The organism is Crossiella sp. SN42, from assembly GCF_023897065.1.
Classification (GTDB): Bacteria; Actinomycetota; Actinomycetes; order Mycobacteriales; family Pseudonocardiaceae; genus Crossiella.
Genome location: NZ_JAMHIV010000045.1, coordinates 24,380 through 39,306, shown reverse-complemented (window position 1 = coordinate 39,306; position 14,927 = coordinate 24,380). Strand labels below are relative to the sequence as shown.

Sequence of the window (14,927 nt, the reverse complement as noted above, 5' to 3'; positions counted from 1 at the left end):
CCCAGTGGCGGAAGGGACTAGCGGGTACCGGTTGGAGTGTTGCGCACGGAACGACCGGCCAGCGCGCCGGTGTGCCTGCCGTCGTCGATCACCGGGACCCCGTTGACCACGACATACGGAATGCCCTCTGGGCGGGTGCGGGGCGCCTCGAAGGTGGCGGTGTCGCGCACCGCCGCCGGGTCGAACAGCACCAGGTCCGCCGCGAAGCCCTCGCGGACCAGGCCGCGGTCGGTCAGCCGCAACCGCCGGGCGGCGCGGCCGGTCATGTGCGCCACGCAGTCGGCGAGCCCCAGTACGCCGAGCTCGCGGACGTAGTGCGCCAGGTAGCGCGGGAAGGTGCCCCAGGCGCGCGGGTGCGGGCGGTCGCCGACCAGCAGGCCGTCGCTGCCCACGGTGTGCGCCGGGTGCCGCATGATCGCGCGCACGTTCTCCTCGTGGCCCACGTGCATCAGGCAGGAGGTGCCCAGCGACTCGGCGACGAGGGTGTCGAAGTACAGCTGCGAGGGCGGAACCCCTTGCCGGGCCGCGCTGTCCAGCACCGAGGAGCCGACCAGGTGGCCGTGCAGCTCGGGCTTGCGCACCCCGTTGATCTCGATCGTGGACCAGTCCACCGGCACGCCGTGGCAGCCGTCGGAGCCGATCTCCTCCAGCTCGACCCTGATCCGCTCCCGGGTGTCCGCATCGGACAATCGTGCCAGTGCCGCGTCCAGTCCGCCCGCGGTCGCCCAGCTGGGCAGCAGCGCGGAGAGGTAGGTGGCGCCGGGCAGGTAGGGGTAGGTGTCCAGGGTGATGTCGCAGCCGTCGTCGATGGCACTGTCCACCATGGACAGCAGCTCGCCCGCGCGGCCCTTGTTCACCGGGAAGTTCATCGTGGCGTGCGCCAGGTGCAGCGGGCAGCCGGAGCGGACCGAGACGTCGATCATCTCCGCGTAGGCCTCCACCGCGCCCGCCCCGTAGCTGCGGTGGTGCGGGCTGTAGAAGCCGCGGTTGCGGCCCACCACCTCGCACAGCTCGGTCAGCTCGGCGGTGCTGGCGTACATGCCGGGGGTGTAGGTCAGGCCGGAGGACATGCCGACCGCGCCCTGGGCCAGGCCCTCGGCCAGCACGATCTTCATCCGGTCCATCTCGGACTCGGTCGCCGGCCGGTCGTCCCAGCCCACGCACAGCATCCGCAGCGTGCCCTGCGGCACCAGGTAGGCGGCGTTGACCGCGATCCCGGTGTCCAGGCGGTCCAGGTACTCCCCGACGCTGCGCCAGTTCCAGTCGAACCCGGCCGGGTCGTCGTTCCACCCGGCGAGCTGCTGGCGGAGCTGGGCCAGCACCGAGTCGTCGACGGGCGCGTAGGACAGCCCGTCCTGGCCGAGCACCTCCAGGGTCACGCCCTGGCAGACCTTGGCCTCGTGGTCCGGTTTGGCCAGCACCTGGAGGTCGGAGTGCGAGTGCATGTCGATGAAACCGGGGGTCAGCGCGAGACCGTCGGCCTCGACAACCCTTGTCCCACTTAGGCTTCCGGGCGCACCGATCTCGGCGATCCGCCCCTGGTCCACCGACACGTCCGCGAGCCGGGGTTCCGCGCCCGTGCCGTCCACCAGCAGGGCGCCGCGAAAGACGAGCTCAGCCATGGCCGTCCCCTCAGAAGTAGGTGCGCACGAAGTCGACCACGGTCTCGCCGTCGGCCGCCACCACGGGCAGCAGCTGCCACTTGTCGAAGACCGTGCACGGGTGGGACAAGCCGAGCCGCACCCAGTCGCCGACCTCGACCTGGTCCACAGTGGACAGTTCGAGGAACGCGTGCTGGTCGTTCAGCTTGGTGACCGCGCAGCCGGTCAGCTCGGTGGTCTCGTCACCGCGGCGGCGCAGCTGCGGTTCGGGCAGGCCCTCGTCGAAGGAGAAGTCCCGCTTGCCCGCGGTGAGCAGGGCCAGCCTGGGCTCGGGCTTGGAGGTGACCTGCGCCCAGCCGTGCAGCGCGGGCTTGAGCGCGGTGGTCCCGGCCAGCCGGGCGTCCGGGCCGAACGGGGTGATGCCGCGGTAGAAGCCGTCGTCGTGGGTGAGGTAGGCGCCGCTGCGCAGCACCGGCAGCAGCTCGGCGCCGGTCCAGCCGGGCGCGAACTCGGTGAAGGCCTCGGCCACCAGGTCCGGCCAGGCGCTGCCGCCCGCGGTCAGCACGACCCGCTCCGCCCCGGCGAACAGGCCATCGGCGTGCAGCTCGGCCAGCAGCGCGCACATCTCACGCAGGTAGCCGCGCACGGTCGCCGAGGCGGTGTCCACATCGCCGTGCGCCACCGCGCCCTCGTAGCCACCGGCCCCGGCCAGCCGCAGCACCGGGCTGGCGCTGACCGCCTCGGCCACCGCGCGGGCGGTGGCCCGGTCCCGCGCCCCGGTGCGGCCGCCGGGCGCGCCCAGCTCCACCAGCACCTCGATCGGCCGGGACAGCCCGGCCAGGCCCTGCGTCATCAGCTCGACCCCGCGCACCGAGTCGGCCCAGCACAGGAACTCGAAGTCCGGGTCGGCGTTGACCTGCTCGGTCAGCCAGGCCAGCGCGGCGGCGTCGGCCAGCTGGTTGGCCAGCAGGATCCGGCTCACCCCGAAGGCCCGGTAGACGCGCAGCTGGCTGGCGTTGGCCGCGGTGATCGCCCACGCCCCCGCGGCGAGTTGCCGCTGGTAGAACTGGGGCGCCATCGGGGTTTTGCCGTGTGGGGCGAGCAGCAGGCCCTGGCCCGCGACCCAGTCGGCCATGGTGCGCAGGTTGTGCTCCAGGGCCTCGTCGTCGATGACCACCAGCGGGGGTAGGAAGCCGTCCCGGAACAGGTTCGGGCGGGCCGCGGCGGCCTCGGCGATGGTCTGACCCGCGAGCGCGTCCGGCAGGCCCTTGAAGCGCCAGTCGATCCGCTCGGTGGCGATCGCGGCCACCGCGTCCTGGTCCAGACGAGCCGGTTCCACAGCATCCGCCTTTCGTTGCGAATTATGCAACTGAGATTGCGCTATGTGATGCGTGGCTGTGTAGCATTCCGCTGAGCTGGTCGTCAACGTTGGCCGGGCCGGAGGGAACCTGAGTGGATGAGCTGAAACCCCCAGTTGATCGCGGGGTTGCGGACGTGGTGTGCCTGGGTGAGTCGATGGCCCTGTTCGTCCCGGCCGAGCCGGGGCCGACGCACGAGGTCACCACCTGGACCAGGACCGTCGGCGGCGCGGAGTCCAACGTGGCCTGCCACCTGGCCCGCTTCGGCTGGCACAGCCGCTGGGTCAGCGCGCTCGGCCAGGACGCCTTCGGCCAGGCCATCCTGGACCGGATCGGCTCCTTCGGCGTGGACACCGCGGACGTGGGCCGGGACGAGCACCGCCCGACCGGCCTCTACGTCAAGGAGGCCGACGCGGGCGGCAGCACGGTGCGCTACTTCCGCCGCGGCTCGGCCGCCTCCGGCATGGGGCCTGAGCTGTTGGAACGGCTCAACCTGGACCGCACCGCGCTGATCCACGTCTCCGGGATCACCGCCGCGCTCTCGGAGAGCTGCCTCGCGCTGCTCACCGCGATCCTGGACCCCTGGCGCGGCGACCGGCTGGTCTCCTTCGACCTGAACTGGCGCCCCGCCCTGTGGCGCGGCCGGGACACCTCGGTGCTGGCCGAGCTGGCCAACAAGGCCGACATCGTGCTGGTCGGCTCGGACGAGGCCGAGGCGCTGTGGGGTGTCGGCGATCCGGCCGCGCTGCGCGAGCTGCTGCCCGAACCGCGCACGCTGGTGGTCAAGCAGGCCGAGCAGGGCGCCACCCTGGTGGAGAACGGCGGCACCCACTTCGAGCCCGCGCTCAAGGTCGACGTGGTCGAGCCGGTCGGCGCGGGCGACGCCTTCGCCGCCGGGTTCCTCTCCGCGCACCTGGACGGCCTGGACGCCGCGCGCCGCCTCCGCCAAGGCCACCTCACCGCGGTCGGCTCGCTGCTGACCAGGGACGACGTCGGCGAGCCCGTCCCGGCGCCGCGGCGGGCGGAGCTGCTGGCCGCGGACCCGGCGACCTGGGCGGCCACCCACTTCACCGCGGGAGCGCTGGCATGAGCCAGAGCCTGGACCGCGCGCTGACCATCCTCACCGAACTGGCCGGCGGCCATCGAACGCTGGACGAGCTGGCCGCGGTGCTGGACGTGCACAAGTCCACCGCGCTGCGGCTGCTGCGCACCCTGGAGGCGCGCCGGTTCGTGCAGCGCGAGGACGTGCGGCACTACCGGCTCGGCACCACGCTGTTCGACCTGGCGCACCGCGCGCTGGAGGAACGCGATGTGCGGCGCACGGTCGAGCCCGCGCTGCGCGAGCTGAACGCGAGCACCGGGCACACCGTGCACCTGGCCAGCTACGAGGGCGGCGAGGTGATCTACATCGACAAGTACGACAGCCGCCACCAGGTCCGGATGTACTCCAGGGTCGGCAAGAGCGCGCCGCTGCACTGCACCGCGGTGGCCAAACTGCTGCTCTCCGCGCTGCCCGAAGGCGAGCAGCGCCGGATCGTCGAGGGCATCACCTTCACCAAGCTGACCGCCAACACCATCACCGACCCCGCTGCCTACCTGGCCGAACTGCGCAAGGTCCGGGCCCAGGGCTACGCGGTGGACCGGTCCGAGCACGAGGACTTCATCCACTGCATCGGCGCGCCGATCCTGGGCGCCCGCGGCGAGGTGCTGGCCGCGGTGTCCATGTCGGTGCCGAAGATGCTGCTCGACTACGACGGCCTGCTCGCGCTGCTGCCCGAGCTGCGCGCCGCCGCCAGGACCGCCAGCGCCGCCTGCGGCTGGCGCCCGGACACCCCCTGATTCCGCCCGCAACCCCGACAAGGAGTCCCCGCACCATGGCCAAGACCGAGATCCGCACCGAGAACGCGCCCACCCCGGTGGCCAACTTCTCCCAGGGCGTCCGCAAGGGCAACATCCTGCAGGTCGCGGGCCAGGTCGCCTTCGACCCGGCCACCGGCGCGATCGTCGGTGAGACCGTCGCCGAGCAGACCCGCCAGACCCTGAAGAACGTGGCCGCCGTGCTGGAGGCCGGCGGCGCCAGCTTCGACGACGTGGTGATGTTCCGCGTGTACCTCACCGACACCAGCCACTTCGGCGAGATGAACGCGGTCTACAACGAGGTGATCAACTCCGGCCCGTTCTCCGGCCGCACCACGGTCTACGTCGGCCTGCCCGCCGGCCTGCTGGTGGAGATCGACGCGCTGGCCGTCCTGGGCGACTGATCACCGACGGTGACTGAACCTCGCGCCACTGCTCCAAGGGATACCGCGTCCGTTACCAACGCGTGAGATCCGTCCCCTGGTGGAGTGGCGCGGGATTGAGTCCCCGGCGGCACTGGGTTTGGTTGGGAGAGCAGGCGTTCCACCAGCTCAGGAGGTTCACGTCATGGCACAGCGATCCCGCGTCGCCGGGTTCCTGACCGCCCTTGCCCTCGCCCTCGGCGGATCGGTGGCCCTGGCCGCCCCCGCCAGCGCGGACAGCTACGACTGCTACCGCTACCTCGACCGGCTCTACCACGGCATCGACGACGACCACGACCTCGCCTGCGAGTACGGCGCGGACGGCCGCTACCGGCTCTGCGTGGAACTCCTGGACGACAACGGCATCTTCCGCAGGCACGCCTACGAGGCCTGCTCCCGCGCCGACTGGTGACCCCTGTCTGAACCCACCCGATCCGGGATACAAGGAGGGGGTGAAGCTCTACGCCGACCACGGGGCCCGCCGCACGGCCCAGCTGGTGGCCGACCTCGGTGCCCTGTTGATCATCGCCGTCAGCGTCTGGCTGGCCATGGACCTCTACGACCTGGTCAGCAAACTACGAGCACCCGGCGTCGAGCTGGTCGAGGCGGGCGGTTCGCTACGCGAGCTGTCCGCCTCGGCCGCCGCCCAGGCCGGGCGGTTGCCGCTGGTGGGGGATGAGCTGGCGGCCGCGCTGGGCCGGGGCTCGGCGGTGGCGGACCGGCTGGTGGACGCGGGGAACAAGCAGATGTCCGCGGTGGACTCGACCGCGCTGTGGCTGAGCGTGCTGCTGGTGCTGGTCCCGGTGTCACTGCTGCTGGTGTCCTGGCTGCCGCTGCGGGCCCGGTTCGTCCGCCAGGCCACCGCGGCCCGGCGGCTCGCCCGGCTGGGTGAAAGTCACGTCGACCTGCTGGCCTTGCGCGCGCTGGCAAATTTGCCGCTGCACACTCTTGCCGAACCGGGAATCGACCTGGTGGGAGCGTGGCGGGCGGGGGATCGTGAGACCATGGCAAAACTGGCGGACAAAGAACTGCGCCGGGTGGGGTTACGCCTGGCAAAAAGCCATGTTCAATAGCGGTATGGAGCGGGATATGGATATCGTCGACGGCATGGCCGCACTGCCCGATTGGATGCACCCTCCGCGTGAAGAGGGTTGGTATGCGGACGACCTCGACAGCCTGCCTGAGGCGCCGAGGCACACCGAACTGATCGATGGGGCTCTCGTCTTCATGATGTCACCACAGCGGGCATGGCATGCCCGCATGGTCTCCGGTCTGCGGGCCAGACTTGCCGAACAGGCACCGGATGGTGTCCAGGTTTTCCATGAGATGACAATTCGACTGGACAAACGCAATCGGCCCGAGCCGGATATCGTCGCCACCACTGCGCCCGTTGATGACGACTCAACCTGGTTCTCCCCGGCAGACGTCCTGCTCGCGGTCGAGGTGGTGTCGCCGGAATCTGAGCACCGCGACCGCACCGTCAAGTTCCGCAAATACGCCGAGGCGGGCATTCCGCATTACTGGATTGTCGAGCAGGAGGGCAAAGCCCCGCTGGTGCGGACGTATGAACTGGACAAGCCGACCGGTAGATACGCGCCGGCCGGCATCTTCCGCGGCGCCCTGGAGCGACCGGTGCCATTCCCGATCACCCTGGACCTGAGCAAGCTGTACGGCTAGTACACCGGTCCCGTGTACTTCTCGCCCGGTCCCTGACCCGGCTCGTCCGGCACCGCCGAGGCCTCCCGGAACGCCTTCTGCAGCGCCTGCAGCCCGTCCCGCAGCGGCGCCGCGTGAATCCCCAGGTACTCCACTGACGCCGTGATCAACCCGGCCAGCGCGGTGATCAGCCTGCGCGCCTCGTCCAGGTCCAGGCGGTCGCTCTCGGCGGGGTCGGGGTCGGCCAGGCCGAGCTTCTCGGCGGCGGCGGACATCAGCATGACCGCGGCGCGGCTGATCACCTCGATGCTGGGGACGTCGGACAGCTCGCGCACGGGGTCGGGGTCGGAGCCCTCGATTGGGTGGGACGTACTCACACCTGCTACGATTCCACGAGCGACCAGCCCCCGCGCACGTGGGGGCGGCAAGTGGAGCCCCGCTCCCACCCGAGTCACCGCTTGAGGTGTCCGGGTCCGGTCAGGTAGTCGACCCAGGTCAGACTACCCGTGCGCGATCCTCGCCGACGACGGCGGGTGATCGCGAGATCGGAAATGGGCGGGCCCCGTGCGCGGAACAATGCGCCGGGGCCTCGTCGTTATGTCGGGGTTCTTCTTGTCGCGGTGCGCGCGAGCTACCGCCAAACCGAGGAGGCCCCATCAGCTCCGAAACACGCATCAACGACCGCATCCGGGTACCCGAGGTCCGTCTGGTCGGACCCGCGGGTGAGCAGGTCGGCATCGTCCGCATAGAGGACGCGCTGCGACTTGCCGAGGAAGCGGACCTCGACCTCGTCGAGGTCGCCCCACAGGCACGACCGCCGGTCTGCAAGCTCATGGACTACGGCAAGTTCAAGTACGAGAGCGCGCAGAAGGCCCGCGAGTCCCGTCGCAACCAGCAGATGACGGTCATCAAGGAGCAGAAGCTCCGGCCGAAGATCGACTCGCACGACTACGAGACCAAGAAGGGGCACATCGTCCGCTTCCTTGGTCAGGGACACAAGGTCAAGGTGACCATCATGTTCCGTGGTCGTGAGCAGTCCCGGCCCGAGCTGGGTTTCCGCCTGCTGCAGCGCCTCGCGGAGGACGTCGCCGATCTGGGTGTCGTTGAGTCCAGCCCCAAGCAGGACGGCCGGAACATGATCATGGTTCTGGCTCCGCACAAGAACGTGAAGCCGCGCACCGCCACCAAGGCGGACGCGGAGACCGAGCAGGACGCGGCGGCGGAGTAACTCCCCGCGTACTGCGAGCAACGCGGGCACCCTCGCCCGCGTTGCGAGCCGGTTCCCCCGGCGGGAACCGGCTGGCCCCGTGCTGCCCCTGTGGCGGCGCAAGCAAACGAACGAGGACGGACATGCCCAAGCAGAAGACCCACAAAGGCACCTCGAAGCGCATCCGGGTGACCGGCAGCGGCAAGCTGATGCGGGAGAAGACGGGGCGCCGTCACAAGCTGGAGCGCAAGAGCTCCCAGCTGACCCGCCGTCTTGAGGGCACCGAGGTCGTCTCCAAGAACGACGCTCCCCGCCTCAAGCGCCTGCTCGGCCTCTGACGGCCACCCCAGACCGACTTTTCCACCTGGGACCGCCCCACTCCGGTCCCACTTGATTGACAGGATGTACCCGTGGCACGCGTCAAGCGGGCAGTGAACGCCCAGAAGAAGCGCCGTACGATTCTGGAGCAGGCCAGCGGCTACCGCGGTCAGCGCTCGCGGATGTACCGCAAGGCGAAGGAGCAGGTGCTCCACTCGCTCAACTACGCCTACCGGGACCGCCGTGCCCGCAAGGGTGACTTCCGCAAGCTGTGGATCACGCGTATCAACGCGGCCGCTCGCGCGAACGGGATCACCTACAACCGCTTCATCCAGGGCCTGAACCTCGCCGGCGTCGAGGTGGACCGCAAGATCCTGGCCGAGCTGGCCGTCAGCGACTCGGCGGCCTTCGCGGCCCTCGTCGAGGTCGCGCGCGAGGCCCTGCCCGCCGACCGGAACGCGGCGGCCTCCTGACCCGCCACCAGGCGAACAGCACCAGCCGACCCGGGGACGTCCTGACCGAACGGACACCCCGGGTCGCTGCTGCTCGCCAGCTGACCCGCCGCCAGGGCCGGGACCGCGCGGGCCGCTTCCTCGCCGAGGGCGCGCAGGCGGTCCGGGAGGCGCTGAGCTGGGCGGGCGAGGGCCGCGGCCAGGTGCACGAGCTGTTCGTCACCGAGGTCGCCGCCGGGCGCAACGCCGACCTGCTGCACGCCGCGGACGCGGCCGGGATCCGGATCAGCGAGATCACCGAACGGGCCGCCGAAGGCCTGTCCGAGACGGTCACCCCGCAGGGCGTCATCGCCGTCTGCGACCGGGTCGAGGTCACCATGGCCGAGGCGCTGCACGGCAGTCCCCGGCTGGTCGCGGTGCTCGTCGGCATCGCCGACCCCGGCAACGCGGGCACCGTGGTCCGGGTCGCCGACGCGGCGGGTGCGGACGCGGTGATCTTCGCCGGGGACACCGTGGACGTGCACAACGGCAAGTGCGTGCGCGCCTCCACCGGCAGTGTCTTCCACCTGCCGATCGCCCGCTCCCGGGACACCGCCTCGGTTCTCCAGGCATGCGCGGAGGCGGATCTGCGCCTGGTCGCCGCCGACGGCAACACCGAGGCCGACCTGGACACCGCCGATGATCGCGGCGAACTGGCCGCGCCGACGGCCTGGTTGTTCGGCAGCGAGGCGCACGGCGTGCCCCAGGATGTGTTGGCAGCGGCCGACATCGCGCTCAAGGTGCCCATCCACGGCGCCGCGGAGAGCCTGAACCTGGCCACCGCCGCCGCGGTCTGCCTCTACGCCAGCGCACGCGCCCAGCGCCGCGGCTGAACCACCACCGGCAGTTCTGCCGACGGGGCCGCTGTCCGCGGCGGGTTTTCGGGAGTATGAAACGGGAAACCCTGCCCCCGACTGGAGGCTGCTCCGATGCCGGTGCCACTCGGCGACCTGACCGACCTGCCCGCCACCACCCGGATGTTGCTCGCCGCCGACGGCTCGACCACGGCCCTGCTGGAAGCCCTGCTGCGCGCGCCGCTGACCGCGGTGATCGACCGGCAGGAGACGCACACCGCGAACTCGGTTCCGGTGCCACTACGCGAAAAACTGCGCACCGCGCGCGGTGGCGGCTACGTGCACCGGCACAGCCGCCTGGTCACCCCCAGCAACCAGGTGGTCAGCATCAACCTGGTGCTGCTGCCCCGCCAGGAGGCCGACGCCCTGCTCCCGCCCGGCCAGCGTCCGCTGGGCCGCCACCTCACCGGCAACCGGCTCAGCGCGGGCCGGGAGGCGCTGGGCCGGTTCACCGCGCACTGGCCACCCCGGTCGGGGCTGGAACGTTGTGTGGGCAAGGACTATCTCATCCATCTGCGCTCCGGCGCCCGCATCTACGTCCGCGAGCTGTTCAACCCGGGGCTGGTGCCCACCACGCCGAACTGATTCAGAGGCGGGCCAGCAGTTGCTGTGCCAGGGGATCGCGTTCCACCGTGCGGTGCTGCTCGGTGAGGGCGTCGCTGAGCGCCTTGAGCACCCCGGCCACATCGGCGTGCGGGGCGTCCTCGGGTAACAGCGCGGCGGCGCGACGGGCCTCGCTCTCGCTGCGCCGCGGATCTCCTTGCAACAGCTGGATCTGGGCCGAGCGGTTCACCAGGTACACCTGCCAGAGCACGTCGCCGAGTCGCACCGCCAGCCGTTCCGCCTCGGCGTTGTCGGCCAGCGACTCGGCATACCGGCCGTGCAGGGCCAGCACGAAGGCCCGGCCCGCGACGAGCTCGGCGTGCAGCTCCTCGTCGTCCTCGGCGGCCAGCTCGGCCGCCCTGCTCAGCGCGGCCAGCGCGGCCTCCTGGTCCTGCGCGCCCACGGAGTTGGCCAGCCGCAACAACATCCGGGCCGCCTGGTCCGGGCGCTCGGCGGTGCACAGGATCTCCGCGGACTCCCAGTAGGCGGCGCGGGCAGGCTCCACCCGGTCCAGGTTGGTGTAGGCGGCGGCCAGGTTGGCCAGCACCTGGGCGCGGTGCAGGCGGTTCTCCGGCGGCACCAGCTCCAGCGCGGCCAGCAGGTGCTCCTCGGCCGCCTCGTGCTCGCCGAGCACCCCGCAGACCGCGCCGAGGCGGTGCCGCACCGGCAGTTCGGTGCTGCGCTGGTCCCGGCCCTCCACCAGCCGCAGCGCCTCCTCCAGGGTCTCCGCCGCCTCCACGTACCGGTCCAGCTCCAGGTAGGCGCCGCTGAGCAGGAAGCAGGCCTGCGCGGTGGCGGTGGCGCCCAGGTGCCTGCGGCAGGCGGCGACCGCGTTCACCAGGTCGGGCAGCCGCTCCACCTCCAGGTCCAGCTCGACCAGCACCGCGGCCCGCTCCAGCAGCGCCTCCGCGGTCCACGGGCCGTCCGCGGCGGTGGCGAAGGCGGCCAGCTCGTCGTAGGCGTGCACGGTCTCGGCCGGCTCGCCCAGGTCCTTGCACAGCCGGGCGCGGGCCACCAGCGCACTGAACCGATCGGCCTGCGAGCTGTCCACGGTGAGCGCGGTGGTCAGCGCGGCCAGTGCGGCGGTCAGGTCCCCGGTGAGCACGAACTGCTCGGCCTCGCGCACCGCGAGCCGGGTGGCCAGTCGGCGGGCGCGCAGCAGCACCAGGTCCCGCGCGGCCTCCAGCTGCGCTGCGGCCGGTTCGCCGAGGCCGCGTTCCTGGCACACCTCGGCCAGCACCAGCCTGGCCCCGACCTCCAGCTCCGGATCGCCCAGCAGCACCGCGTCCCGCACCGCCTGCTCGGCCACCGCGCCCGCCCGGTGGTCGGCGTGCGCGCGCAGCTCCAGCACGGCCAGCCCGCACCGGTGCCGCACCGCCAGCTCGTGCTCGCCGAGCGCGGCGAAGGCCTCCACCGCCCCGGCCAGCACGCTGCGCGCCTCCGGCGGCTGCGGCCTGGTCTCGAACACCCGTCGCGCGCGCACCCGCAGCGCCAGCACCGGGGGCAGGTCGACCTCCTGGGGCAGGCAGGCCAGCAGCCGGTGCCCGCTGACGAAGTCGCCGGCGTCGAAGGCGTCCACCGCGGCCGCCGCCACCGTGCGCGGATCCTCCGGTGCCACAACGGGTTCGGCCACCTCGGGCGGGGGCAGCGCCAGGGTCACCCTGGGCCCGTCCGGCTGTTCCAGGAACTCCGCCAGCCTGCGCATCAGCCACACCGCGCCGTTGCGCCGGTCGAAGGCCTCGGCCAGCCCGCCCGCCTCGGCGACCAGCTCGGCGCGCAGCACGCCCGCGGCCACCCGGCGCGGCCCCGCGCACACCACCCGGTCCGGGTCCACCCGGCTCAGCACCAGTGCGACCGCGCCGAGGAAAACCAGGCGCGCCAACGGGTTCGGCAGTTCGGTGAGCAGCTCGGCGTGCCGCTCCAGCAGCTCCACCCCGCGCTCGGCGTTGCCGGTGACGGCCAGGAACTCCAGGTTCGCCGCCAGCGCCGCGCCGTCGCCCGGCCGCTCGCGCAACCGCCGGTAGGCCATCAGGTGCGCCTGCCGGGCGCGGGCCGGTTCGCCGCCGCGCAGGAACGCGCCGAGCAGGCTGCTGAGCACCCCGGCCGGCTGCATCGAGCAGGCGCTTTCCTGACGCAGCACCGGATCGGCGTGCGCCACCGCCTCGGCGTGCCGCCCGTGCGCGACCAGGAACTCCACCTGCGCGCCGACCACGCAGGCCGCGCAGTCGCTGAGCTGGTCGCCGGCACTTCCCAGCCAGGCCGGGAACAGCTCCTCGGCCAAGGCGTCCCCGCGCTGCCCGGCCAGCCGGATCCGTAAGCCCAGCACCGGCTGCGGCGAGGCGCCCTCCCGCTGGAACCGCGCGGCCAGCTCGGCCAGCGCCGCCTCCACCTGGGCCAGGCTGAACCGGGGATCGGAGATCAGCCCGTTGACCACCCACTTGTGCATCCAGCGCAGCTGGTGCAGCGCGGCCGGGTCGAAGGCGGCCGGATCGCGGCGCTCGGCGGCCACCGCCCAGGCGAAGGGGGCCAGCATCAGGTCGGAGCGGCGCAGCTCGTGGCAGAGCCGGATCATGGCCAGCCGCACCCGCAGCCCCAGCCGGACGTCCCTGGCCGCGTCCGCCCCGCGCGCGGCCCGCTCCAGGGCCTCATAGCGCGGCAGCCCGGCCGGCATGTGCTCGGCCGTGGCCAGCATCCGCGCCGGCGCCTGCTCCTCGGTCACCCCAGTCCCCTCAGTTGTCGCTGTGCACCGCTCGGTCCAGCAGGTCCAGGAAGGACCGGTTCAGCGCCGCGGTGTCCTTGGGCCGCAACGGCCGCCGCGACTGGAGCAGCGCGTGCACGTACAACGACTCGATCGCCAGCCTGGCCAGGTCGGGGCCCACCGTGCCGATCCGCCGCACCAGCGGGTTGCGGCAGTTGAGCACCAGCCGGTGGGTGGCGCCGGAGGCCGTGCCGGAGAGCTGGCCCAGCAGGTCGGCCCACAGCGGATCGGCCTCGGCGCGCAGCTGCTCGGTGTCGGCCTCCCGGCTCAGCTCCGGGTCGGTGATCAGCAGCGCGGGCAGCGAGATCGGGTCGAAGTCGCACAGCACCGGCTCGCAGTCGTGCCTGGCCAGCACCGCGTCCGCGCGCTCCACCGCGGCCAGCAGCTCCTGCTCGACCTCGGGGTCGGGCGCGCCCAGGCTGGCCAGCAGCTCGCTGGGCAGCACCCGGCGGGCCGCGGCGCTGCCCTCGGTCTGCACCAGGCGGCGCATCAGGTCGGTGTCGTAGGCGTAGCCCGCGTTGACCAGGCCCAGCCCCTGCGCCTCGGCCACCGCGGCGAGCTGGCGGAACTCGTCCACGTCCGGGGTGAACAGCACGGTGCCGTACTTGCGGCGGAACTGGCGCAGGCTCACCACCCCCTCGGTGGTCTCGAACGGCAACCAGCGCTCCACCAAGCGAAGCAGGTCGTCGTCGGTGAGCGCCATGGCCTTGATGCCCAGCTGGTGCGCCGAGAGCAGCGCGCCGGCCCGCGCGGGCTCGGTGGCGCCCAGCCGGATCACCCAGTCCCGCAGCTGCCTGCCCAGCGCCTCGCGCACCGCCAGCAGCGTCTCGTCCTCGTAGAGCGCCTCCCGGCTGGCGGTGGGCCGCAGCGCGGTGGTGTTGACCACGCAGCGCACGAAGTAGGCCCACTCCGGCAGCAGCCCTTCCACCCCGTCACCGACCAGCATCCGCCGCAGGTACACCCGATGGGCTTGCCGTACGCCCGGATGGGTGCCCGCGGGCAGCACGAAGGCCGCGCCGGTGAGCCCGGCGGCGGGCACGTCCAGCGGCAGTACATCGAACGGGGTGAATCCCAGAGTTTGTCCGCAGTAATCCAGCAGCCGTTCCCGGTGCTCGGTCGCGGTCTCGCCCGGCATCGGCACCCAGGGCAGCTCCGGCCGGCTGATCCGGCCGTCACCCGGCGCCCCGGCCACGGTCACCGGCACCGGCAGCAGCTCGCCGAACTCCCTGGCCAGCGCCCTGACCAGGTGCCCGTCCAGCCAGTGCGCGGCATCCGGCGCGGGCTCCAGCTCCAGCACGGTGCCGATGCCGATGGTCGGCTCGGCCACCGTCTCCACCCGGTAGTCCCCGCTGGCCTCGGCCGTCCACACCACCTGCTCGCCGCCGCGGGCCGAGCGGGAGACCACCCGGATCCGCCTGGCCACCATGAAACAGGACAAAAGCCCCACCCCGAACTGGCCGAGCAGCCCGGTGCGGACAAAGCCCAGCTCATCGCGCTTGGAGGTGCGCCCGAGGGTGGCCAGCAGGCTGTGCACCTCCTCGGCGGTCAGCCCGATGCCGTTGTCGGTGATCCGGAGCACGCCGCCGTCAACCGCGGGCTCGACGTGCACCGACGGGGTGAAGGCGTGGCCGAGCTCGGCGCGGGCGGTGGTCGCGTCCACCGAGTTCTGCAACAGTTCCCGCAGGTAGACGCGGGGACTGCGGTAGAGGTGGTGGCTCAGCAGGTCGATGACGCCGCGCAGGTCGACACCGAAGGTGTGCGTCAAGATGGCCCTCAGGGAGATCGGCTGGAGCGAGGTCAGT

At 72.1% G+C, this 14,927-nt stretch carries 16 protein-coding genes; 11 read left to right on the top strand and 5 right to left on the bottom strand.

Features of this window, described 5'->3' with window-relative positions:
• Positions 1 to 17 precede the first annotated feature (17 nt).
• Both M8C13_RS39205 and M8C13_RS39200 read right to left on the bottom strand, forming a co-directional pair.
• The gene (locus M8C13_RS39205) at positions 18 to 1,622 is read right to left on the bottom strand and encodes an amidohydrolase family protein (RefSeq protein ID WP_252485886.1); all 1,605 of its coding nucleotides are present in this window, start codon (positions 1,620 to 1,622) and stop codon (positions 18 to 20) included.
• Positions 1,623 to 1,632: 10 nt separating this feature from the next.
• On the bottom strand, positions 1,633 to 2,940 hold the full coding sequence (locus tag M8C13_RS39200) for an alanine racemase (RefSeq protein ID WP_252485885.1): 1,308 nt from the start codon (positions 2,938 to 2,940) through the stop codon (positions 1,633 to 1,635).
• A 155-nt stretch (positions 2,941 to 3,095) separates the two neighbouring features.
• On the opposite strand from M8C13_RS39200, the gene M8C13_RS39195 reads away from it, so the two are divergent.
• The 6 genes from M8C13_RS39195 (at position 3,096) to M8C13_RS39170 (ending at position 6,915) form a co-directional block, all read left to right on the top strand.
• The gene (locus tag M8C13_RS39195; protein ID WP_374213316.1) at positions 3,096 to 4,049 is read left to right on the top strand and encodes a sugar kinase; all 954 of its coding nucleotides are present in this window, start codon (positions 3,096 to 3,098) and stop codon (positions 4,047 to 4,049) included.
• On the top strand, positions 4,046 to 4,798 hold the full coding sequence (locus M8C13_RS39190) for an IclR family transcriptional regulator (RefSeq protein WP_252485883.1): 753 nt from the start codon (positions 4,046 to 4,048) through the stop codon (positions 4,796 to 4,798). Before M8C13_RS39195 ends, M8C13_RS39190 begins: the two co-directional genes overlap by 4 nt.
• 35 nt (positions 4,799 to 4,833) lie before the next feature.
• On the top strand, positions 4,834 to 5,220 hold the full coding sequence (locus M8C13_RS39185; protein WP_252485882.1) for a RidA family protein: 387 nt from the start codon (positions 4,834 to 4,836) through the stop codon (positions 5,218 to 5,220).
• A 163-nt stretch (positions 5,221 to 5,383) separates the two neighbouring features.
• A complete protein-coding gene (locus tag M8C13_RS39180; protein WP_252485881.1) occupies positions 5,384 to 5,650 on the top strand; it encodes a hypothetical protein in 267 nt (88 codons plus the stop codon).
• 40 nt (positions 5,651 to 5,690) lie between these two features.
• Positions 5,691 to 6,311, top strand: coding sequence for a hypothetical protein (locus M8C13_RS39175; RefSeq protein WP_252485880.1), 621 nt, complete (start codon positions 5,691 to 5,693; stop codon positions 6,309 to 6,311).
• 16 nt (positions 6,312 to 6,327) lie between these two features.
• The gene (locus M8C13_RS39170; protein ID WP_252485879.1) at positions 6,328 to 6,915 is read left to right on the top strand and encodes a Uma2 family endonuclease; all 588 of its coding nucleotides are present in this window, start codon (positions 6,328 to 6,330) and stop codon (positions 6,913 to 6,915) included.
• Here M8C13_RS39170 and M8C13_RS39165 read toward each other — a convergent pair.
• Positions 6,912 to 7,271 carry a DUF1844 domain-containing protein gene (locus tag M8C13_RS39165; RefSeq protein WP_252485878.1) on the bottom strand — a complete coding sequence of 120 codons (360 nt, stop codon included), beginning with the start codon at positions 7,269 to 7,271 and terminating at the stop codon, positions 6,912 to 6,914. The two genes, M8C13_RS39170 and M8C13_RS39165, sit on opposite strands and share 4 nt — an antisense overlap.
• A 278-nt stretch (positions 7,272 to 7,549) precedes the next feature.
• On the opposite strand from M8C13_RS39165, the gene infC reads away from it, so the two are divergent.
• The 5 genes from infC (at position 7,550) to M8C13_RS39140 (ending at position 10,349) form a co-directional block, all read left to right on the top strand.
• Positions 7,550 to 8,122 carry a translation initiation factor IF-3 gene (infC, locus tag M8C13_RS39160; RefSeq protein WP_252485915.1) on the top strand — a complete coding sequence of 191 codons (573 nt, stop codon included), beginning with the start codon at positions 7,550 to 7,552 and terminating at the stop codon, positions 8,120 to 8,122.
• Between the two features lie 122 nt (positions 8,123 to 8,244).
• On the top strand, positions 8,245 to 8,439 hold the full coding sequence (gene rpmI, locus M8C13_RS39155; RefSeq protein ID WP_252485877.1) for a 50S ribosomal protein L35: 195 nt from the start codon (positions 8,245 to 8,247) through the stop codon (positions 8,437 to 8,439).
• A gap of 72 nt (positions 8,440 to 8,511) precedes the next feature.
• Positions 8,512 to 8,892 (top strand): 50S ribosomal protein L20, encoded by a 381-nt coding sequence (gene rplT / locus M8C13_RS39150; RefSeq protein ID WP_252485876.1) that lies wholly within the window; start codon positions 8,512 to 8,514, stop codon positions 8,890 to 8,892.
• Positions 8,889 to 9,743 (top strand): RNA methyltransferase, encoded by an 855-nt coding sequence (locus M8C13_RS39145; protein WP_252485914.1) that lies wholly within the window; start codon positions 8,889 to 8,891, stop codon positions 9,741 to 9,743. The genes rplT and M8C13_RS39145 overlap by 4 nt, the downstream gene beginning before the upstream one ends.
• A 96-nt stretch (positions 9,744 to 9,839) precedes the next feature.
• Positions 9,840 to 10,349: a hypothetical protein gene (locus M8C13_RS39140; RefSeq protein ID WP_252485875.1), complete on the top strand. Its 510-nt coding sequence runs from the start codon at positions 9,840 to 9,842 to the stop codon at positions 10,347 to 10,349.
• A gap of 1 nt (position 10,350) precedes the next feature.
• Here M8C13_RS39140 and M8C13_RS39135 read toward each other — a convergent pair whose 3' ends face one another.
• Positions 10,351 to 13,086, bottom strand: a complete 2,736-nt coding sequence (locus M8C13_RS39135; protein ID WP_252485874.1) for a hypothetical protein — start codon at positions 13,084 to 13,086, stop codon at positions 10,351 to 10,353.
• A gap of 10 nt (positions 13,087 to 13,096) precedes the next feature.
• Positions 13,097 to 14,890, bottom strand: a complete 1,794-nt coding sequence (locus M8C13_RS39130) for an HSP90 family protein (RefSeq protein WP_252485873.1) — start codon at positions 14,888 to 14,890, stop codon at positions 13,097 to 13,099.
• Positions 14,891 to 14,927: the final 37 nt, after the last annotated feature.